Here is an 18,898-nt window from a genome sequence, read left to right on the forward strand (position 1 = left end):
GGGGAGCCGCGCCCCCACGCAAGGTTGACACCCCGCGCGGTCCTGCCCAAGGAAAGGGCTTATGACCGGCATCCCTTTTCCCGACATCTCGCCCGAGATCTTTTCCGTGACGATCTTCGGCCTGCATTTCGCCCTGCGGTGGTATGCGCTGGCTTACATCGTCGGCATCGTCATCGGGTGGCGGATCGCGGTCGCCGCCCTGAAGCGCCCGCATCTTTGGGCCGGGGGCGTCCCGCCGATGACGCCCGCGCAGCTCGAGGCGCTGCTGACCTGGATCATCCTGGGGATCATCGCGGGCGGGCGGCTGGGCTATGTGCTGTTCTACCGCCCCGGCTACTACTTGGAGACCTGGTGGGAGATCCCGGCCATCTGGCAGGGCGGCATGTCCTTTCACGGCGGGTTCCTGGGGGTGACGACGGCCATCCTCGTGTTCTGCTGGCGCGAGAAGGCCCCCTTGGGCGGGGTCGCGGATGCCATCGCCCTGGCTTCGCCCCCGGCGATCCTGCTGGGACGCATCGCCAACTTCATCAACGCCGAGCTTTGGGGCCGGCCGACCACCCTGCCCTGGGGCGTTATCTTTCCGGGCGAGGCGGCGCAGGACTGCCCCGGCGCGGTCGATGCCTGCGCGCGACACCCGTCGCAGCTTTACGAGGCGGGGTTGGAGGGCCTGCTGCTAGGGACTCTCCTGATCCTGCTGGCGTTCCGCTGGGGGGCTTTGCGGCGGCGCTGGTTGCTGACGGGGGTGTTCCTGGCCGGCTACGGCATCGCGCGGTTCCTGGTGGAGTTCGTGCGCCAGCCCGACGCGCAGTTCGTGTCGCCCGGGAATCCTTTGGGCCTTGCCGTCCATTGGAACGGCTGGGGGCTGACGATGGGGCAACTGCTGACGCTGCCGATTCTGCTGGCGGGCGCGCTGCTCATTCTTTGGGCACGGCGGCGGACGCGGGCGGTCCCGGCGTGACGCCTCTGGCCCGCCTCCTGGCCGAGCGGATCGCCGCGACGGGGCCGATGACGGTGGCGGACTACATGGCGGAATGCCTGCTGCACCCGCGCTATGGCTACTACGCGACACGCGATCCCCTGGGCGCGGCGGGCGACTTCACCACCGCGCCCGAGATCAGCCAGATGTTCGGGGAATGCCTGGGGCTGGCCCTCGCGCAGGCCTGGATTGACCAGGGCGCACCTGCGCCGTTCGTGCTGGCCGAGATCGGGCCGGGGCGCGGGACGCTCATGGCCGACGTGCTGCGGGCGACGCTCCGGGTGCCGGGGTTCCACGACGCGCTGTCGGTGCATCTGGTCGAGGCCTCGCCCACGCTGCGGGCCGAGCAGGCCAAGCGGGTGCCGGGCGCGGTCTGGCACGACACGGTGGAGGGCCTGCCCGACGCGCCCCTGTTCCTGCTGGCCAACGAATTCTTCGATGCGCTGCCGATCCGGCAATTCCTGCGAGAGCCCTTTGGCTGGTCCGAGCGGGTGGTAGGGCTGTCGGACGGGCAACTGGGCTGGGGCCTTCGACCGCTGGGACAGGTTCCGGTGCTGGCGGAGCGGCTGGCCGACACCCCCGAAGGAGAGGTGGTCGAGCATTGCCCCGCCCTGCCCGGCATCATGGGCGAGATCGGCCGCCGCATCGCCGCGCATGGTGGCGCGGCGCTGGTGGTGGATTACGGCGGCTGGCACCTGACGGGCGACAGCTTCCAGGCCGTGGCGCGCCACGCCTATGCCGACACCCTCGGGACGCCCGGCGAGGCGGACCTCACGGCTCATGTGGATTTCGAGGCGCTCGCCCGCGCCGCCCTGCCCGCCCGCGCCACGACCATGGCGACCCAGGGCGAACTGCTCCTCCGGCTCGGCATCGCCCAGCGGGCCGAGGCGCTGGCGCGGAAGCTTGCGGGGGATCGCCTGATGTCGCACCTCGCTGCGCTGCGGCGCTTGACCCTCCCCGACGAAATGGGGACGCTGTTCAAAGCGGTGGCCTTCCATCCGCCCCATACCCCACCGCCGCCTGGATTTGAGTAGTTGAGCCTCGACATCATCACATCGCCCGTGCTGGAGCCCGTTCGCCACGCCTTCTTCGGCCGCGCGGGGGGTGCGTCATCGGGGGTCTTCGCGGGCCTCAACTGCGGGCAGGGCTCGACCGACCAGGCCGAGGCCGTGACCATCAACCGCCGCCGGGTGGCCGAGGCGATGGGCGTTCCCGCCGAGGCGCTGGTTGGCGTGAACCAGGTCCATTCCGCCGATGTGGTGGTGGTCGAAGGCCCCCTTGCCACCCGGCCCCGGGCCGACGCGCTGGTCACGCGCGTTCCGGGCCTTGCGCTGTCGGTCCTGACCGCCGACTGCCAACCCGTGCTGTTCGCCGATGCCGAGGCCGGGGTCATCGGGGCGGCCCATGCGGGCTGGAAGGGCACGCTGGGCGGCGTCCTCGAGGCCACTGTGGCGGCCATGGAGCGGCTGGGCGCCCGGACGAACCGCATCCATGCGGCCATCGGGCCCACGATCAGCCAGCGTGCCTATGAGGTCGGGCCCGAGTTCATGGACCAGATTCTGGCCGAGGATCCCCGCGCCGCGCGCCACTTCGCCAGCGGCAAGGGGGACCGGCTGCTGTTCGACCTTCCGGGCTATGGGCTTCAGCGGCTCCGGCAGGCGGGCCTGGGCGAGGCGGCCTGGACGCGGCACTGCACCTATTCCATGGCCGACCGCTTTTTCAGCTACCGCCGATCGGTCCATGCGCGCGAGGCGGATTACGGGCGCCTGATCGCCGCCATCCGGCTTTAGGGCCGGTCGTTACGCCACCTTAACCGGCCCTCGTGCAGGTTGTCCGTGCAGGGCACCCCCGCCCTGCCGGAGCCTGGATGATGACGCGGCTGCATGGCCCACCCATGACCCTGTATGGGCCGATCCGTCCGATTCGGCCGGCTGGACCGGTTGGCCGGACCGCAGGCACACGCCCGGGGCGAGGTCTGGCGATGGATTGGGACAATCGCCCCAGCCTTTGGATGATTGACCCTGCGCGTTCAGCTCACCCGCCCCGGTATTTGACTGGGCGTCAGCGCTCGGGCGATCCAAGGGGGGAAGCCATTCTTCATGGCTGTTGTCGGTGGGGGCCGACAGCTGGCGTGACGCACCGAACGGTGATCGGATGACCAAGACGTATGGACCCCCGCCCGGGACGGCCGCAGGCCGCTCCCTTCCCTTCCTGCCCGAGCCCGGGAGCGCGCCGACGCCTGGCCTGGGTGCGGAGCGCCCGACCCGCAGGGCCGTGACGCTGCTGCGGCGCGTGGAGGTGGTCACCCTGTCGCCACGCGGCGGGATCGAGGAGACGAGCTGCCTCCTCCCGTCCCTGCCCGCCTTCGAAGAGCCCTTCTCCGCCTTTGCGCGCGGCACGATCTTTGCGTCCGACCGGGGCATGGTCTCGGTCGAGGATGTGTGGCCCGGCATGGTGCTGCGCATCGCGGACGGGGGAACGGCGCGGGTGCTCTGGCGCGGATCGACAGTGATCGTCCCCCGGGGCGAGGGCCAGGATCCCGCGATGACACGGCTGACCCGTGTCGCCGCCGAGTCGATGGGACTGGGGAAACCGTTCCAGGATCTCGTGCTCGGGCCGCGCGCGCGGGTCGTGGTTCGCCGCCCCGCCGTGCGCCTGCTCACGGGGCGGGATGCCGCGCTCGTTCCGGCAGCGGATCTGGTGGACGGGGTGAGCCTTGTCGAGGTGACGCCCCCTTCTCCGGTCGAGGTCTATCACCTGGCCTTCGCCCGCCACGAAACGCTTCTGGCCAATGGCATAGAGGTGGAAAGCTATCATCCCGGCCCGCTGCACGCGCTTTCGCTCCGGGGCGATCACCTGGCCCTGTTCCAGAGCTGTTTCCCGCAGCACCCGGACCTGCTGTCCTTTGGCGATCCCGCGCTGCCCCGGCTCCGGCGGCACGACCTCGATCTGTTCGACGCGGTCTGATGGGTCAGGATGCGGGGGGGACCGGAACGCCGGGCTCGTCCTTGCCGCTGCGGATCACGAGGCTGGTCTTGACGCTGGCCACGTTCGGCGCCGGGGTCAGGGCCTCGGTCAGGAAGCGCTGAAAGGCGCGCAGGTCGGGGGCCGCGCATTTGAGGATGAAGTCCACCTCGCCGCTCAGCATGTGGCATTCGCGGACATAGGGCCATTCGCGCGCAAGGGCTTCGAAGGCCTGCAGGTCGGGTTCGGCCTGGCTTTTCAGGCGGACATGGGCAAAGGCCCTGACCTCGAAGCCAAGGCGCTGGGGGTCGATGTCGGCGTGGTAGCCGCGGATGTACCCGGCCTCCTCCAGCGCGCGGACGCGGCGCAGGCAGGGCGGCGGCGAGATCCCGACGCGGGCGGCCAGTTCGACGTTGGTCATGCGGCCCTGCGCCTGGAGCAGGGCCAGGATGTGCCGGTCGATATGGTCGAGCCGCTGGCCGGGCATGGGTCCTCCGTCAATCCGCGCGACCCTACAGGCCACCCCCGGCACGCGCAATTATGTTTCGCGCCACACATTGTCGCCATGCAGGGCGCGAGGGTTCCGCAGGCTGGTGCGGCAGGTTATATGCAGGCCCTGCACGCCCGAGGGAGATGAACCATGGCCGATCCGCGTCACGTCCGGCTTCTGATCGTGGGGTCCGGCCCCGCCGGTTACACGGCTGCCGTCTATGCCGCGCGCGCGATGCTCGCGCCCGTGCTGATCCAGGGCATGGAGCCGGGCGGGCAGCTCACGACGACGACGGACGTGGAGAACTGGCCGGGCGATACCAGCGTCCAGGGGCCCGAGCTGATGATGCGGATGGAGGCTCATGCGCGCGAGATGGGCGCGGACATCGTCACCGACCTCGTGACCCGGCTCGACCTGTCGAAGCGGCCGTTCCGGGCCGAGACGGACTCGGGGCAGGTCTGGCTGGCCGATGCGATCATCCTGGCCACGGGCGCGCGGGCCAAGTGGCTCGGGCTGCCGTCGGAGGAAAAGTACAAGGGCTTTGGCGTGTCGGCCTGCGCGACCTGCGACGGGTTCTTCTACAAGAACCAGGAGATCGTGGTCGTGGGCGGCGGCAACACCGCGGTGGAGGAGGCGCTGTTCCTCACGAATTTCGCCAGCAAGGTGACGCTGGTTCACCGCCGCGACACGCTGCGGGCCGAGAAGATCATGCAGGACCGGCTGTTCCGGCATCCCAAGATCGACGTGATCTGGAACCACGCGATCGAGGAAGTCCTGGGCGAGCAGGGCGTGACGGGCGTGCGCCTGCGCGATGTCAGGACCGGTGCTGTCCGCGACGTGCCCGCGACCGGCTTTTTCGTCGCCATCGGCCACGCCCCGGCCTCGGAACTGGTCGATGGGCAGCTGGAGTTGCACAACGGCGGCTACGTCAAGATCGAGCCCGGCTCCACCCGGACCAGCGTCGAGGGCGTGTTCGCCGCGGGCGACCTGACGGACCACGTCTACCGTCAGGCGGTGACCAGCGCCGGGATGGGCTGCATGGCCGCCCTGGATGCGGAGCGATGGCTGGCCGCGCAGCCTATGACCCACCTGGGCGAGACGCTGTCCAAGACCCAGGATCCGAGCCCCGCTTTCTCGCATTGGTAAGGCGTTCGCACGGGCCGCCTTGCTGATGCTGCAATGCGGCGTTTCGTGACCTTGGGGCCTTTCCCTCCTTGCAGCGCGCTCGCGCCGCCGTTACGGGGGCGCGCTAACCCGTGTGCCTTTTCGCCAGAAAGCTTTCGAATGCTGGACTCCTCCGTATCCGCCTCCGACGAAGGTCCCTCTCCGATGCAGAACCTCGGCCCGATCCCAGAGCTCTACGTGTCCGCCGATTCGGCTCAGAAGCTGAAGGTCGAGGCCGGCAACCTGCCGAGCCATGACCTGTCGGCCCGGCAGATCTGCGATCTCGAGCTGCTGATGAACGGCGGGTTCTTCCCGCTCAAGGGCTTTCTCGGGCAGGCGGACTACGACTCGGTCGTGGATAGCATGCGGCTGAAGGACGGCACGCTTTGGCCGATGCCGGTGACGCTCGACGTGTCCGAGGCGTTCGCCGACAAGGTAGAGGTCGGGCAGGACATCGCCCTGCGTGACCAGGAGGGGGTGATCCTCGCCGTCCTGTCCGTCACCGACAAATGGGTGCCCAACAAGGCGGTCGAGGCGGAAAAGGTGTTCGGCGCCGACGACCCTGCCCATCCGGCGGTGAACTACCTGCACAACAAGGCGGGCAAGGTGTACTTGGGCGGGCCGATCACCGGCCTGACGCCGCCCGTCCATTATGATTTCAAGGCGCGTCGCGACACGCCGAATGAGCTGCGGGCCTTCTTCCGCAAGATGGGCTGGCGCCGGATCGTGGCGTTCCAGACCCGGAACCCGCTGCACCGCGCCCACCAGGAGCTGACCTTCCGTGCCGCGCGTGAGGCGCAGGCCAACCTGCTTATCCATCCCGTCGTCGGCATGACCAAGCCGGGCGACGTGGACCACTTCACCCGCGTCCGCTGCTACGAGGCGGTGCTGGACCAGTACCCGTCCTCGACCACACACCTGTCGCTTCTGAACCTCGCCATGCGGATGGCTGGTCCGCGCGAGGCGCTGTGGCACGCGATCATCCGCAAGAACCACGGGCTCACGCACTTCATCGTGGGACGCGACCATGCGGGTCCGGGCAAGAACAGCCAGGGCAAGGACTTCTACGACCCCTACGCCGCGCAGGATCTGGTGCGCCAGCACCAGGCCGAGATCGGCATCGAGATGGTCGACTTCAAGCAGATGGTCTACGTTCAGGAGAAGGCGCAGTACTTCCCCGTGGACGAGGTGCCCGCCGGATCGACCGTCCTCGACATCTCGGGGACCGAGCTGCGCCGCCGCCTGCGCGAAGGGCTGGAGATCCCGGAATGGTTCTCCTTCCCTGAGGTGGTCAAGGAGCTGCGGAAGACCTCGCCCGCGCGGTCCAAGCAGGGATTCACGGTGTTCTTCACCGGCTTCTCGGGCTCGGGCAAGTCCACCATCGCCAACGCGCTGATGGTCAAGCTGATGGAGATGGGCGGGCGTCCGGTGACGCTTCTCGACGGGGACGTGGTGCGCAAGCACCTGTCGTCGGAGCTGGGCTTCTCCAAGGAGCATCGCGACATCAACATCCGCCGCATCGGCTATGTCGCGAGCGAGATCACCAAGAACGGTGGCATCGCGATCTGCGCGCCCATCGCCCCCTACGCGACCACCCGCCGCGAAGTGCGCGAGATGATCGAGTCGTTCGGCGCCTTTATCGAGGTGCATGTGGCGACATCGATCGACGAGTGCGAGCGCCGCGACCGCAAGGGACTCTACAAGCTGGCCCGCGAAGGCAAGATCAAGGAGTTCACGGGCATCTCGGACCCCTATGACGTGCCGGCGAGCCCGGAGTTGCGTGTCGACACCGAGGGGCTCGATGTCGATACCTGCGCGCATCAGGTGATCCTGAAGCTGGAAAGCATGGGCCTCATCAAGGGCTGACACGACAAAGGGGGCCGCAAGGCCCCCTTTTCACATCCAGCGACAGGCTGCGACCGTCAGGTGCCCGCAGTGGGGCGGACCATGCGGCGGATGATGTTCTCGCCCAGGACAAGGTGCAGCAGCGCCCCGCCCACATGCAGCACCACCAGCAGCAGCAGAACCCAGGCCAGCAAGCTGTGCAGGTTTCCGGCCGCGTCGATGCCGAAGAACCAGGCCAGAACGCCCAAAGGCGGCATCAGCAGCAGAACGATATAGAAGGCCCAATGGTTGAGCCGTCCCAGCAGGGCCAGGATGTGATGCTTGCTGCCCGCCGCCGTTTCGACCGGGCGCCGGAGCCGGGCGGCCAAGCGGCCCAGCATGATCAGGAAGATCGCGATGCCGAGGCAGATGTGCACGAAAGCCGGACCCCATTGGCTAATGGACTGGCCTTGCTGCACCGCCTCATAGACCTGTGACATGCCTCCGCCGATCAGCCAGTTCACCACCACGAGGACGGCAACCGTCCAGTGCAGCGTGATCTGGTAGGAGGAATAGCCATGCCGCGCATGAGCCGCGCGCGCCGAGGGAGTCGTAGGTGTCGTGGTCATGCCTTGGGTCCGGTCGTCGGGGCCCCGCTGCCCCTGCCCGGATAAACCTGATCCGGCGGGCCGGGTCGTCAATCCCCTGCCCGCCTCGTCGGGGGTGCCTGCATCAGTGGACTGTCACCGGCACCCGGTCGTATTGCCGCGCAAGCACAAAGGCGAGGTCGCGATCCGCCACCAGCGCGAGTTGCTGGCCTTCGGCGTCATGGACGGCAAAGATGGTCTCCAACTCGCCCGCCTGCTCGCGCAGTTCCTCGGGGAGGTCGGCGACAGCGATGGGCTTCACATAGACGATGTCCGCGCCGATAACCTTCAGATCAGGCTTGGCGCGGTGGTTTGCATAGGGACCAGTCACTTGACCGCACTCCTTTTGATGCGGACGGTCTGGACGACCGTCTCGGGGACATGGCGGGTCAGGTCGACATGAAGGAGACCGTTCTCCATCACCGCCTCACCTACCTCAACGCCTTCGGCCAGCACAAAGCTCCGCTGGAATTGGCGTGACGCGATGCCCCGGTGCAGAAAGACCCGTCCTTCGCCGTCCTCGACCTGCCGCCCGCGGATCACGAGCTGCCGATCCTCGACGGTGATCGAGAGGTCGGTTTCGGTGAAGCCGGCCACCGCGAGGGTGATCCGGTAGGACCGATCCGAGGTCTGCTCGATGTTGTAGGGTGGGTATCCGTCGTTCCCGGTCTTGGCGGTCCGTTCGACCAGGCGTTCGAGCTGCTCGAACCCCAGCAGGTACGGATGGGTCCCCAAGGTGAGTTTCGTCATTGCGACACGTCCTTTGCGCGAAAGCGACCGTCAGTCACGGTCCCCATGGTAGGCAACCGCTTGTGGCAAATATGGGGAAGCTCTTGGGCTCCAGCAAGAGCCCCGGGGCTGGTCGGGGCGGGCCTGACACGTTAATGTTCTCGCACCCTTGCGAGGATCCGATGAACATTACAGCCGCGATGGACGAGTCCGAAGTGCTGCACGTCGAGCTCGACGTGCTCCGGCGCGAGCACCGGGAGCTTGATGAGGCGATCCAGGCCCTTGAGGCGGAAGGGTCGCGCGACATGCTGACGATCCGCCGCAAGAAGAAGGAAAAGCTGGCTCTCAAGGACCGCATCCGGATGATCGAGGATCGTCTCCTGCCGGACATCATCGCCTGATGGCCTATGTCGGGATCATCATGGGCAGCCAGTCGGACTGGCCCACCATGCGCGAAGCCGCGCGCGTCCTGGACGAGCTTGGCGTCCCGCACGAGGACAGGATCGTGTCGGCCCATCGAACCCCGGACCGGCTCTGGTCCTATGGCAAAGAGGCCAAGAGCCGCGGCATCCGGGTCATCATCGCAGGGGCCGGGGGCGCGGCGCACCTGCCCGGCATGATGGCGTCCAAGACCCCCCTGCCCGTCATCGGCGTCCCTATCGAGACCAAAGCCCTGGGCGGCGTCGATTCGCTGTATTCCATCGTGCAGATGCCGCGCGGCTTTCCGGTGGCGACCATGGCCATCGGGGCGGCGGGGGCCGTGAACGCGGCGCTGATGGCGGCGTCCATCCTGGCGCTGTCGGATGACAGCTTGGCCGAGCGGCTGGAGGCGTGGCGCGACGCGCTGTCGGCCTCGGTCCCCGAGGTGCCGCATGACTGACGTGCTTGCCCCCGGGGCGACCATCGGCATCCTGGGTGGCGGACAGCTTGGCCGGATGCTGGCGGTGGCCGCCGCGCGGCTGGGCTACCGTGTCCACATCTACGATCCGGACCAGGGCGCCCCGGGGGCCGAGGTGGCGCGGGTCGCGACGCATGCGTCCTATGGGGACGAACAGGCGCTGCGGGCCTTTGCTCAGTCCGTCCAGGTCGTGACCTACGAGTTCGAGAACATCCCGCCCGCCGCTCTGGACCTCATAGAGGCGGTCGTGCCGATCCGTCCGAACCGCAAGGCGCTGGCCACCTCGCGCGATCGGCTGGACGAGAAGACCTTCCTGCACGAGTTGGGCCTGAGGACCGCGCGCTTCGCGGCCGTGGACGACGCGGAGGATCTTGCACAGGCGCTGACGGTGATTGGGACGCCCTCGATCCTCAAGACGCGGACCATGGGCTATGACGGCAAGGGGCAGGCGCGCATCCTGTCGCCCGAGGGGGCCGAGGCAGCGTTCGCTCAGATCGGCGGGCGGGCGGCCATCCTGGAAGGCTTTGTCGATTTCGACCGCGAGGTGTCGGTCATCGCCGCGCGGGGGCTCGATGGGTCGGTGGCGGCCTATGACCCCGGCGAGAACGTCCACGAGGGCGGCATCCTGCGGACGACCACCGTGCCCGCCCGCCTGTCGCCAGGGATGCGAAGCGATGCGGTCCTTGCGGCGGCCCGCATCCTGAACGCGCTGGGCTATGTGGGAGTGCTGGGGGTGGAGTTCTTCGTGACCCCCCGTGGCCTTCTGGTGAACGAGATTGCGCCGCGCGTCCACAACTCGGGCCACTGGACCGAGGCCGGGTGCCTGATCGACCAGTTCGAGCAGCATATCCGCGCCATCGCGGGGCTGCCGCTGGGCGATGGCAAGCGGCACGCGGATGTCGTGATGGAAAACCTGATCGGCCATGACATGGACCGGCTGCCCGACCTGCTGGCGGACGGCGCGCAGATCCACCTGTACGGCAAGGCCGAGACGCGCGAAGGCCGCAAGATGGGCCATGTGAACCGCATCAGGCGTTAGGTCCCGCCACACCGGCAAGGAGGGCCGTGGGCTTTGGCTCGTGTCCCCTCTTGCGGGGCGACCACCAACGCGCCACCCTGAGGGCATGCCGACGCCCCGCCTTGCCGTCCGTGCGCTGATCCTGCGCGACGACCGCCTCCTCCTCGTCAACGCCTGGAAGGGCCGCACGCATCTGTGGTGCGCGCCGGGCGGCGGGGTTGAAGTGCACCAGTCCCTGCCGCAGGCTCTGGTCCGAGAGATCCGGGAAGAAACCGGCCTGGCGGTGGAGGTCGGCCCGCCATGCCTCGTGAACGAGTTCCACGATCCGCATGGGTCGTTTCATCAGGTGGACATCTATTTCCGTTGCCACATCCTGGGGGGTGATCCAGAGGGCGACTGGGTGGACCCGGAGGGCGTCGTCACGCACCGCATCTGGGTCACCCGTGAGGAGATGACGGCGCTGACAGTCAAGCCGGACAGCCTGGCCGCCGTGGCCTGGGGTGATCCGGGAGGCATTGCCTACGATCCGCTGGAGCCCATCCTGCGATGATCCGTCCGCTGCATCCGGGGACGGACCAGGATGCGGTGCTGGATCTTTATGCGCGGGCTTCGGACTACCTGGATCTCGAATCGGGGCGCGTGCCCACTCTTGCCATGGTGGAGGAGTTCTTTTCCGACGCGCCACCGGGCGGCAATCCATCGAAGTCGCTCAAGCTTGGGCTGTTCAACGAGGAACGGCTGCTGGGTCTGGCCGATCTGGCGTTCGGCTATCCCAATCCGACCGACGCCTATCTCGGCCTGATGATGCTGGCGGCGGACGCGCGCGGGCGTGGGCTGGGCCGGATCTTCCTGCGCCATGTGGAGGCTGCCGCTCGGGAGCGCGGGGCTGTGCGCCTGCTCCTTGCCGTCCTGGAGGCGAACCCTCGCGGGCGGGCCTTCTGGGAGGTTCAGGGGTTCGGGGCGCCCAAGGTGTTTGCGGCGACCCGGATCGGGGAGCGGACGCATGTGCGGATCCGGCTGGAGAAACCGCTCTGACAGGTTCGGCCCGGACGGGCGAAGGATAGCCAAGTAGATCGAGGCGGGCCCGTCAGGCCCGGCGAAGGCGTCGCACTTCAGGACCCGAAGGGACGGAACGAAAAAGGGCGCCCGGAGGCGCCCTTTCCCTTGGTCTGTCGGTCGGTCAGGCGATCAGAAGTCGCCCATGCCGCCCATGCCGCCGCCCATGCCGCCGCCGGCGGGGGCCTTCTCGTCCTTGGGCTTGTCCGCAACCATCGCCTCGGTGGTGATGAGCAGACCGGCCACGGACGCGGCGTCCTCGAGCGCGGTGCGAACCACCTTGGCGGGGTCGATCACGCCGAAGGCGAACATGTCGCCGTACTCTTCGGTCTGGGCGTTGAAGCCGAAGGCCTTGTCTTCGGACTCACGGACCTTGCCGGCCACCACGGCGCCGTCGACGCCGGCGTTTTCGGCAATCTGGCGCATCGGGGCTTCGAGGGCGCGACGGACGATCGAGATGCCCGCGTCCTGGTCGGAGTTGATGCCCTTGAGGTCCTTGAGAACCTTGGCAGCCTGGACGAGCGCCACGCCGCCGCCGACCACGATGCCTTCCTGAACGGCAGCGCGGGTCGCGTTGAGCGCGTCATCGACGCGGTCCTTGCGCTCCTTGACCTCGATCTCGGTCATGCCGCCGACGCGGATGACGGCAACGCCGCCGGCCAGCTTGGCAACACGCTCCTGCAGCTTCTCGCGGTCGTAGTCCGAGGTGGTTTCCTCGATCTGGGCGCGGATCTGCGAGACGCGGGCTTCGATCTCGGCCTTGTCGCCGGCACCGTCGATGACGGTGGTGTCGTCCTTCTTGATGACGACCTTCTTGGCGCGGCCCAGCATGTCGAGGGTGACGTTCTCGAGCTTCATGCCGAGGTCGTCGGAGATCACCTGGCCGCCGGTCAGGATCGCGATGTCCTGCAGCATGGCCTTGCGGCGGTCACCGAAGCCCGGAGCCTTGACGGCGGCGATCTTGAGGCCGCCACGCAGCTTGTTGACGACGAGCGTGGCCAGAGCCTCGCCTTCCACGTCCTCGGCGACGATGACGAGCGGGCGCTGCGACTGGATCACGGCTTCGAGCAGGGGAACCATCGGCTGGAGCGACGACAGCTTCTTCTCGTGCAGGAGGATGTAGGCATCCTCGAGGTCGGCGGTCATCTTCTCGGCGTTGGTCACGAAGTAGGGCGACAGGTAGCCGCGGTCGAACTGCATGCCTTCGACGACTTCGACTTCCGTCTCGAGACCCTTGTTCTCTTCGACGGTGATGACGCCCTCGTTGCCGACGCGCTGCATCGCGTCAGCGATGAAACGGCCGATCTGGACTTCGCCGTTGGCGGAGATGGTGCCGACCTGGGCAACCTCGTCCGAGTCCTTCACGGGACGCGAGGAGGACTTGATGTTCTCGATGACCTTCTGAACGGCGAGGTCGATGCCGCGCTTGAGGTCCATCGGGTTCATGCCGGCGGCGACCGACTTCATGCCCTCGATGACGATGGCCTGGGCGAGAACGGTGGCGGTGGTGGTGCCGTCGCCGGCCTCATCGTTGGTGCGCGAAGCGACTTCGCGGACCATCTGGGCGCCCATGTTCTCGAAGCGATCCTCGAGTTCGATCTCCTTGGCGACGGTGACGCCGTCCTTGGTGATCCGGGGGGAGCCGAACGACTTTTCGATGACCACGTTGCGGCCCTTGGGGCCGAGGGTCACCTTGACGGCGTTGGCGAGTACGTTGACGCCGCGCAGCATGCGGTTGCGGGCATCGGTGTCGAACTTGACGTCCTTGGCAGCCATGATCTGCTGTCTCCTTGGAATGTCAGTGAAAAGGGATCAGGCGGCAGCGGCCTGGGCGGCGGACGACTCGATGATGCCGAGGATGTCCGACTCTTTCATGATCAGGTATTCCTGACCGTCCAGCGTCACTTCCGTGCCCGACCACTTGCCGAACAGGATGCGGTCGCCGGCCTTGACGGAGGGGGCGATCAGTTCGCCGGAGTCCTTGCGGGCGCCTTCGCCGGTCGCGATGACTTCACCTTCGGCAGGCTTTTCCTTGGCGTTGTCGGGGATGATGAGCCCCCCCTTGGTCTTCTCTTCGCCTTGGACGCGGCGCACCAGCACCCGATCGTGAAGCGGCTTGAACGAGGCCATTGTGAAGCTCCCAGTGGTCTTGTGGTTTGAATCTCTGGCTCTGTTAGCACTCACCGTTCAGGAGTGCCAGCAACGCCGAGATAGGAAACCGCTGGGCGGCTGTCAACAGGGTCGATCACCGAAACGAGACCGGCCGCCCGAAGGCGGCCGGTCCGTGCCGATCCGATGGATGCGGGTCAGCTGCGGCTGGACGAGGAGCCGGAGGTCGAGCCCAACCCGCTGGAACCCGACATCGATTCACTGCTGCCCGTGGTGCCCGAGCTTGCGGTGCTCGACGATCCCGAGCCGCTCAGCGATGAGCCCGGGGCTCCGTAGGTCGTGCCCGAGGTTCCGGAGGATCCGCTGGAACCCAGCGACCCGGACGATCCCAGGCTGGAGCCCGACGACGATCCCGTCGAGGAGCCGGACGATCCGATCGACGAACCCGACGAGGCTCCGCCGGACATCGCGCCAAAGCCCGACGACTGGCTTTGCACGCGGATGTTGTTCTGAACGTGCTTCACGCCCGACACGTCATCCGCGATGTCCTCGGCACGCCGCTTCTCCCAACGGGAGTTGACGGTGCCCGACAGGGTGACCTCGCCGCTGCTGACCGAGACATCGACCTCGGACGCGTCGATGCCGGCCTGGGAGAGACGCTCGTTCACGTCTTCCTCGATCCGCTGGTCGGAGCGGGTGTAGCCCTTGGGACCGCGGCCACGCTGCTGCTGCCCTTGTTCGCCACCGAAGCCCAGCGCGCTGGCCGCCGCGCCGATCAGGCCGCCGACGAACCCGCCGCCCATGCCGCCCTGCTGGCCGGCCTGGTTGCTGTACTGGTTCTGCTGGCCGTAGCCCTGGTCATGGCCCGATCCGAAGTAGCCGCCCTGCTGGCCGCCCTGGCCCGAATACTGGCTGTGCTGGCCATATCCGCCCTGGGACGACGAGGAGCCCTGGCCATAGCCGCCCATGCCAAGGCCGCTGCCCTGACCGTAGCCGCCCTGCTGGCCACCCGAGGAGCCGTGCTGGTTCTGCTGGTGCCCGCCGTGACCATAGCCGCCTGAGGAGCCGTAGCCCTGGCCGCCGAAGCTCGACCCGCCCTGGCCGCTGTAGCTGCCAAACGAGCCCTGCCCCGCGCCGCCGAAGCCGCCGGTGCCTTGGCCATAGCCGCCCTGACCGCCTTGGCCGCCCTGCCCGAAGGTCGAGCCGGACTGCTGGCCGTAGCCGTAGTTGTGCTGCCCGCTGCCGGCGTTCTGGTTATGCTGACCGCCTTGGCCGTAGCCATAGCCGCCCATGCCGAAGCCACCCTGGCCGCCCTGCGAACCGTAGCCGCCCTGCGAGCCGCCGAAGCTGCCCGAGCCCATGTCGCCATAGCTCTGCTGGCCACCCTGGCCGCCAGAGCCGTAGCCCGACTGGCCGTAGTTGCCCGACCCTTGGCTGCCCGCGAAGCCCGATCCCATGCCGGAGCCCTGACCATAGCCGCCGGAAGAGCCGAAACCGCCCTGGACGCCGCCTTGGTGCCCTTGATGGCTTTGGCTGCCGCCATAAGCGCCACCATAGCTGCCTCCCGAGCCGCCATAGGTGCCGCCCTGGTTGCCTGGGCTGCCGGGGTTGCCGTGGCTGTACTGGTCGCGGCCTGCCTGGCTTTGGCCATGCTGGCTTTGATTGTGCTGGCCGCTGCCGAAGCCGCTGCCCTGGCCATAGTCCTGGGAACCGCGGCTCCCGCCGAACTGCCGATCGTCATCGTGATTGTTGGCCATCTTCTCCTCCTGAGTTGACTGCCACGAACCGGTTGCCCGTCGCCCCGACGAGCTTCGGTTCTGCGAAGGATGAACGAGTCGCCGTCTTGTCTGTTCCATGGGCAGATCGCGAAACGAGGCGGCCGGCTGAGTTGCGCCGGCGGAACAGTCTGCCGCCAACTCAGAAAAAATCGACACCTCACGAACAATCACGCTGGCGCGAGCGCATGAATCCTGGTATGTGCCACGTTGTGGCGCGGCATTGCCGCACCGACGATGGAGGCTGCTCATGCACCAAGGATTTGCACCCGCTGCCTATTGAAGGCGCCCGCAGCTTCCCCCGGCCGCTTCCTGCGGCCAGACCCTCATCGCCAGCCTGACATCGCTCCGATTGCCCCGGGCTGGGCTCCCGTGAGATCGCCACCATGCTTCCGTTCCACACGGTCGATCATCGGATCGACCACACCTCCTTGCCGTTCGAGGAACGCCGGGTCCTGCGCCGCTCCTCGCCTGAGCGGCTGCGCTTCGATTGCCCCGCCGCCACGACGCAGTTCCTGCGGCTGGGCGACCTGCCCCCGCCCGAACCGGCGATGGTCCGGCCCTCGTGGCTGCGGATGCGGCTGGGGTCCATGCTCATTGCCTGGGGCCAGCGCCTGACGGCGCCGACCCATGGCCTGTAAGGCCGGGCCGGGGGCGGCGCGTGGACAAGCGTGCCGCCCCCCGCTATGGGGTCGCGCATACCATCCTGGGGACCCTGCCACATGACCATCTTCGTCTTCGGCCACAAATCGCCCGACACCGACTCGACCGCTTCGCCCATCATCTGGGCCTGGTTCCTCGACCATGTGGGCGAGCCTGCGGAGGCGCGGCTCCTGGGGACGCCCAACACCGAGGCGCAGTTCGTGGCCAAGCGCTGGGGCTTTGAGCTGCCCGAGCAGATCCTGGACGTCGAGGACGGCCAGCCCGTGGTCATCGTGGACACCAACAACCCGGCCGAGCTGCCCGCCAACATCAACCGCGCCGAGATCCGGGCGATCATCGACCACCACAAGCTGGTCCCCGGCCTCGAGACCAAGAACCCCATCGAGGTGACGATCCGCCCTCTCGCCTGCACCGCCACGCTGCTGTGGCAGCTGATGGGCGGTCATGGCGGCCACGCGCCCGAAGGCATCAAGGGCCTCGCGCTGTCCGCGATCCTGTCCGACACTCTCGAGTTCCGCTCGCCCACCACGACGCCGGTGGACCGCCGCCTGGCCGAGCAGCTGGCGCAGGATCTCGGGATCGACATCCCGTCCTATGCCGCCGAGATGTTCGCGGCCAAGTCCGACGTGTCTGCCTTCTCCGAGGCCGAGTTGCTGCGCATGGACTCCAAGGAGTTCACCGTGGACGGCATGGACTTCCGCGTCTCGGTCCTGGAAACCGTGTCGCCCCAGCAGATCCTGGCCCGCAAGGACGCCCTGATGGCCGCCATGCCCCAGGTCGCCGCCGAGGATGGGGCGCAGCAGGTGCTGCTGTTCGTCGTGGACATCCTCAACGAGGAAGCGACGATGCTGATCCCCAATGAGTTGACCAAGAAGGTGGCCGAAGCCTCCTTCGGCGCTACCGTGAGCGGCGACACAGTGGTTCTGCCGGGTATCATGTCGCGCAAGAAGCAGATCATTCCTTCGCTCAAGGTCGCCTGACCCGTGGCGCAGATCATCCAGGGCTTCGCGGAGATCGCGGACCGCTACGACGCGGCCTTCGTGGACCTTTGGGGCTGCATGCACAACGGCCTTAGGGCGTTCCCCGAGGCCGTGGCCGCGATGACGGCCTACCGGGAGCGGGGCGGAAAGGTGATCCTGGTCACCAACGCCCCTCGCCCCCGCGCCAGCGTGGAAGCGCAGATCGAACGGCTGGGCATCCCGCGCGAGTCGTGGGACGCCATAGCCACCTCGGGCGATGCCGGCCGGGTGGCGCTGTTCCAGGGCGCCGTCGGCAACCTGATCTGGTTCATGGGCGAAGAGCGCGACCGCGTGTTCCTGGAACCGCCCCGCATCGTCCAGAACCCCGTCCCGATCACCGAAGTCCCGCTGGACGAGGCCGAGGGCATCGTCTGCTGCGGCCCCTTCGATCCGTTCGCGCATCCAGACGTGAACCGTCCCGGCTTTGAGCTGGCGATCGCCAAGGGGCTTCGTCTCCTGTGCGCCAATCCCGACCTCGTGGTCGACCGCGGCGAAAGCCGGGAATGGTGCGCGGGCGCCCTGGCCCGGCTCTACGAAGAGATGGGGGGCGAAAGCCTCTATTTCGGCAAGCCCCATGCGCCGATCTACGATCTGGCGCGCAGGCGGCTTTCGCAGATCGGGCTGATGCCACCAGACGACAAGATCATCTGCGTGGGCGACGGCATTCTGACCGATATCGCAGGCGCGGTGGGCGAAGGCTTGGACAGCCTGATGATCACCGGAGGCCTTGCCGCCGCCGAGACGCGGACGACCCCGGGCGGCCAGCCCGATCAGGGCGCGCTGGACGCCTATCTGGAGGTGGAGCGCCTGAAGCCCACCTACGCCATCGGGTTCCTCCGCTAGGCGCTGGGCGGGGCGGCCGGGCGGCATAGCTCCGGAAGGATCATTCCGGAGCTTCCCATGCCGCTTCAGCTTCCACCCGAGGCGTTCCGCAAGGACGACACGACGCCCGACAGCCGCTTCTACCAGGTGCCCCGCTTCGTCACCCATATCGACGACCAGGTCATCGCGGCGATCACCGAAACCTACCGCGAGATCCTTCCCGTCGGGGGTGCCGTCCTTGACCTGATGTCGAGCTGGGTGAGCCATCTGCCGCCCGAGCTGGACTATGTGGTCACGGGCCATGGCATGAATGCAGAGGAGCTGGCCGCCAATCCCCGCCTGTCCGACTGGTGGGTGCAGGACCTCAATGCCGACCCTGTGCTGCCGCTGGAGGACGCGTCCTTCGATGCCGCCTGCCTGTGCGTGTCGATCCAGTATCTCCAGGACCCCGTGGCCGTGCTGACCGAGTTGCGCCGGGTGCTTCGTCCGGGCGGGCCGCTGGTCGTCTCGTTCTCCAACCGCTGCTTCCCGACCAAGGCGGTGGCGATCTGGCTGGCGCTGGGCGGGCGCGACCAGGCGCGGCTGGTGTCGGCCTATCTGACCGAGGCCGGGTTCGACGCGGTCGAGATCCGCGAGCCCCTGCCGCCCGGCGGGCGCGGCGACCCTCTCTGGATGGTGATCGGGCGAGCCTGAGGCCGATGGCCAAAGGCCAGGGCGGCATCACCGTGTCGGGTTGCGCCTTCT

At 67.8% G+C, this 18,898-nt stretch carries 22 protein-coding genes; 15 read left to right on the forward strand and 7 right to left on the reverse strand.

Features of this window, described 5'->3' with window-relative positions:
* Positions 1-61 precede the first annotated feature (61 nt).
* From lgt to FHG66_RS09165, 4 genes are all read left to right on the forward strand, one after another.
* Positions 62-958 carry a prolipoprotein diacylglyceryl transferase gene (gene lgt, locus FHG66_RS09150; RefSeq protein WP_139076442.1) on the forward strand — a complete coding sequence of 299 codons (897 nt, stop codon included), beginning with the start codon at positions 62-64 and terminating at the stop codon, positions 956-958.
* Entirely contained in the window at positions 955-2,010 is a 1,056-nt protein-coding gene (locus FHG66_RS09155; protein WP_139076443.1) for a class I SAM-dependent methyltransferase, read from the forward strand. Before lgt ends, FHG66_RS09155 begins: the two co-directional genes overlap by 4 nt.
* Positions 2,011-2,766 carry a peptidoglycan editing factor PgeF gene (gene pgeF, locus FHG66_RS09160; RefSeq protein WP_139076444.1) on the forward strand — a complete coding sequence of 252 codons (756 nt, stop codon included), beginning with the start codon at positions 2,011-2,013 and terminating at the stop codon, positions 2,764-2,766.
* 364 nt (positions 2,767-3,130) lie between these two features.
* Entirely contained in the window at positions 3,131-3,943 is an 813-nt protein-coding gene (locus FHG66_RS09165; protein ID WP_246082529.1) for a Hint domain-containing protein, read from the forward strand.
* Positions 3,944-3,947: 4 nt separating this feature from the next.
* On the opposite strand, the gene FHG66_RS09170 is transcribed toward FHG66_RS09165, so the two are convergent.
* On the reverse strand, positions 3,948-4,427 hold the full coding sequence (locus FHG66_RS09170) for an Lrp/AsnC family transcriptional regulator (RefSeq protein ID WP_139076445.1): 480 nt from the start codon (positions 4,425-4,427) through the stop codon (positions 3,948-3,950).
* 153 nt (positions 4,428-4,580) lie between these two features.
* Between FHG66_RS09170 and trxB the strand changes: the two genes are divergently transcribed.
* Positions 4,581-5,576, forward strand: coding sequence for a thioredoxin-disulfide reductase (gene trxB, locus FHG66_RS09175; RefSeq protein ID WP_139076446.1), 996 nt, complete (start codon positions 4,581-4,583; stop codon positions 5,574-5,576).
* A 183-nt stretch (positions 5,577-5,759) separates the two neighbouring features.
* On the forward strand, positions 5,760-7,460 hold the full coding sequence (locus FHG66_RS09180; RefSeq protein WP_139076447.1) for a bifunctional sulfate adenylyltransferase/adenylylsulfate kinase: 1,701 nt from the start codon (positions 5,760-5,762) through the stop codon (positions 7,458-7,460).
* A 56-nt stretch (positions 7,461-7,516) separates the two neighbouring features.
* Here the strand turns inward: FHG66_RS09180 and FHG66_RS09185 are convergent, their stop codons facing one another.
* From FHG66_RS09185 to FHG66_RS09195, 3 genes are all read right to left on the reverse strand, one after another.
* Positions 7,517-8,047: a cytochrome b gene (locus tag FHG66_RS09185; protein WP_139076448.1), complete on the reverse strand. Its 531-nt coding sequence runs from the start codon at positions 8,045-8,047 to the stop codon at positions 7,517-7,519.
* 103 nt (positions 8,048-8,150) lie between these two features.
* Positions 8,151-8,396 carry a DUF1150 family protein gene (locus FHG66_RS09190; protein ID WP_246082530.1) on the reverse strand — a complete coding sequence of 82 codons (246 nt, stop codon included), beginning with the start codon at positions 8,394-8,396 and terminating at the stop codon, positions 8,151-8,153.
* Complete coding sequence (locus FHG66_RS09195; RefSeq protein ID WP_139076449.1) at positions 8,393-8,815, reverse strand: Hsp20 family protein; 423 nt, start codon at positions 8,813-8,815, stop codon at positions 8,393-8,395. Before FHG66_RS09195 ends, FHG66_RS09190 begins: the two co-directional genes overlap by 4 nt.
* A 161-nt stretch (positions 8,816-8,976) precedes the next feature.
* On the opposite strand from FHG66_RS09195, the gene FHG66_RS09200 reads away from it, so the two are divergent.
* The 5 genes from FHG66_RS09200 to FHG66_RS09220 all read left to right on the forward strand — a co-directional run bounded on the left by FHG66_RS09200 (position 8,977) and on the right by FHG66_RS09220 (position 11,745).
* Positions 8,977-9,195: a YdcH family protein gene (locus FHG66_RS09200; RefSeq protein ID WP_139076450.1), complete on the forward strand. Its 219-nt coding sequence runs from the start codon at positions 8,977-8,979 to the stop codon at positions 9,193-9,195.
* Positions 9,195-9,674: a 5-(carboxyamino)imidazole ribonucleotide mutase gene (gene purE / locus FHG66_RS09205; protein WP_139076451.1), complete on the forward strand. Its 480-nt coding sequence runs from the start codon at positions 9,195-9,197 to the stop codon at positions 9,672-9,674. The genes FHG66_RS09200 and purE overlap by 1 nt, the downstream gene beginning before the upstream one ends.
* Positions 9,667-10,731 (forward strand): 5-(carboxyamino)imidazole ribonucleotide synthase, encoded by a 1,065-nt coding sequence (locus FHG66_RS09210; protein WP_139076452.1) that lies wholly within the window; start codon positions 9,667-9,669, stop codon positions 10,729-10,731. The genes purE and FHG66_RS09210 overlap by 8 nt, the downstream gene beginning before the upstream one ends.
* A gap of 85 nt (positions 10,732-10,816) precedes the next feature.
* Entirely contained in the window at positions 10,817-11,260 is a 444-nt protein-coding gene (locus FHG66_RS09215) for an NUDIX domain-containing protein (RefSeq protein WP_139076453.1), read from the forward strand.
* Positions 11,257-11,745: a GNAT family N-acetyltransferase gene (locus FHG66_RS09220; RefSeq protein ID WP_139076454.1), complete on the forward strand. Its 489-nt coding sequence runs from the start codon at positions 11,257-11,259 to the stop codon at positions 11,743-11,745. The genes FHG66_RS09215 and FHG66_RS09220 overlap by 4 nt, the downstream gene beginning before the upstream one ends.
* A 153-nt stretch (positions 11,746-11,898) precedes the next feature.
* Here the strand turns inward: FHG66_RS09220 and groL are convergent, their stop codons facing one another.
* The 3 genes from groL to FHG66_RS22210 form a co-directional block, all read right to left on the reverse strand.
* Positions 11,899-13,542: a chaperonin GroEL gene (groL, locus tag FHG66_RS09225; protein ID WP_139076455.1), complete on the reverse strand. Its 1,644-nt coding sequence runs from the start codon at positions 13,540-13,542 to the stop codon at positions 11,899-11,901.
* 36 nt (positions 13,543-13,578) lie between these two features.
* On the reverse strand, positions 13,579-13,896 hold the full coding sequence (gene groES, locus FHG66_RS09230) for a co-chaperone GroES (protein ID WP_139076456.1): 318 nt from the start codon (positions 13,894-13,896) through the stop codon (positions 13,579-13,581).
* Between the two features lie 176 nt (positions 13,897-14,072).
* Positions 14,073-15,632 carry a BON domain-containing protein gene (locus tag FHG66_RS22210; RefSeq protein WP_139076457.1) on the reverse strand — a complete coding sequence of 520 codons (1,560 nt, stop codon included), beginning with the start codon at positions 15,630-15,632 and terminating at the stop codon, positions 14,073-14,075.
* Between the two features lie 404 nt (positions 15,633-16,036).
* Between FHG66_RS22210 and FHG66_RS09240 the strand changes: the two genes are divergently transcribed.
* The 4 genes from FHG66_RS09240 (at position 16,037) to FHG66_RS09255 (ending at position 18,847) form a co-directional block, all read left to right on the forward strand.
* Positions 16,037-16,291: a hypothetical protein gene (locus tag FHG66_RS09240; protein ID WP_139076458.1), complete on the forward strand. Its 255-nt coding sequence runs from the start codon at positions 16,037-16,039 to the stop codon at positions 16,289-16,291.
* Positions 16,292-16,372: 81 nt separating this feature from the next.
* The gene (locus FHG66_RS09245; RefSeq protein ID WP_139076459.1) at positions 16,373-17,293 is read left to right on the forward strand and encodes a manganese-dependent inorganic pyrophosphatase; all 921 of its coding nucleotides are present in this window, start codon (positions 16,373-16,375) and stop codon (positions 17,291-17,293) included.
* A 3-nt stretch (positions 17,294-17,296) separates the two neighbouring features.
* On the forward strand, positions 17,297-18,175 hold the full coding sequence (locus tag FHG66_RS09250; protein WP_139076460.1) for an HAD family hydrolase: 879 nt from the start codon (positions 17,297-17,299) through the stop codon (positions 18,173-18,175).
* Positions 18,176-18,232: 57 nt separating this feature from the next.
* On the forward strand, positions 18,233-18,847 hold the full coding sequence (locus tag FHG66_RS09255) for a class I SAM-dependent methyltransferase (protein WP_139076461.1): 615 nt from the start codon (positions 18,233-18,235) through the stop codon (positions 18,845-18,847).
* The last annotated feature ends 51 nt before the right edge of the window (positions 18,848-18,898 follow it).

It is taken from the genome of Rubellimicrobium rubrum (genome assembly GCF_006152115.1).
Classification (GTDB): Bacteria; Pseudomonadota; Alphaproteobacteria; order Rhodobacterales; family Rhodobacteraceae; genus Rubellimicrobium; species Rubellimicrobium rubrum.

Excerpts from the sequence above, each read along its gene's own strand:
- FHG66_RS22210 (WP_139076457.1), bottom strand. The coding sequence starts at position 15,632 with ATGGCCAACAATCACGATGACGATCGGCAGTTCGGCGGGAGCCGCGGT.
- FHG66_RS09210 (WP_139076452.1), top strand. The coding sequence starts at position 9,667 with ATGACTGACGTGCTTGCCCCCGGGGCGACCATCGGCATCCTGGGTGGC.
- FHG66_RS09240 (WP_139076458.1), top strand. The coding sequence starts at position 16,037 with ATGCTTCCGTTCCACACGGTCGATCATCGGATCGACCACACCTCCTTG.
- FHG66_RS09165 (WP_246082529.1), top strand. The coding sequence starts at position 3,131 with ATGACCAAGACGTATGGACCCCCGCCCGGGACGGCCGCAGGCCGCTCC.
- FHG66_RS09215 (WP_139076453.1), top strand. The coding sequence starts at position 10,817 with ATGCCGACGCCCCGCCTTGCCGTCCGTGCGCTGATCCTGCGCGACGAC.
- FHG66_RS09180 (WP_139076447.1), top strand. The coding sequence starts at position 5,760 with ATGCAGAACCTCGGCCCGATCCCAGAGCTCTACGTGTCCGCCGATTCG.
- FHG66_RS09245 (WP_139076459.1), top strand. The coding sequence starts at position 16,373 with ATGACCATCTTCGTCTTCGGCCACAAATCGCCCGACACCGACTCGACC.
- FHG66_RS09170 (WP_139076445.1), bottom strand. The coding sequence starts at position 4,427 with ATGCCCGGCCAGCGGCTCGACCATATCGACCGGCACATCCTGGCCCTG.
- FHG66_RS09195 (WP_139076449.1), bottom strand. The coding sequence starts at position 8,815 with ATGACGAAACTCACCTTGGGGACCCATCCGTACCTGCTGGGGTTCGAG.
- purE (WP_139076451.1), top strand. The coding sequence starts at position 9,195 with ATGGCCTATGTCGGGATCATCATGGGCAGCCAGTCGGACTGGCCCACC.
- FHG66_RS09200 (WP_139076450.1), top strand. The coding sequence starts at position 8,977 with ATGAACATTACAGCCGCGATGGACGAGTCCGAAGTGCTGCACGTCGAG.
- FHG66_RS09220 (WP_139076454.1), top strand. The coding sequence starts at position 11,257 with ATGATCCGTCCGCTGCATCCGGGGACGGACCAGGATGCGGTGCTGGAT.
- lgt (WP_139076442.1), top strand. The coding sequence starts at position 62 with ATGACCGGCATCCCTTTTCCCGACATCTCGCCCGAGATCTTTTCCGTG.
- groES (WP_139076456.1), bottom strand. The coding sequence starts at position 13,896 with ATGGCCTCGTTCAAGCCGCTTCACGATCGGGTGCTGGTGCGCCGCGTC.
- FHG66_RS09185 (WP_139076448.1), bottom strand. The coding sequence starts at position 8,047 with ATGACCACGACACCTACGACTCCCTCGGCGCGCGCGGCTCATGCGCGG.
- FHG66_RS09255 (WP_139076461.1), top strand. The coding sequence starts at position 18,233 with ATGCCGCTTCAGCTTCCACCCGAGGCGTTCCGCAAGGACGACACGACG.
- groL (WP_139076455.1), bottom strand. The coding sequence starts at position 13,542 with ATGGCTGCCAAGGACGTCAAGTTCGACACCGATGCCCGCAACCGCATG.
- trxB (WP_139076446.1), top strand. The coding sequence starts at position 4,581 with ATGGCCGATCCGCGTCACGTCCGGCTTCTGATCGTGGGGTCCGGCCCC.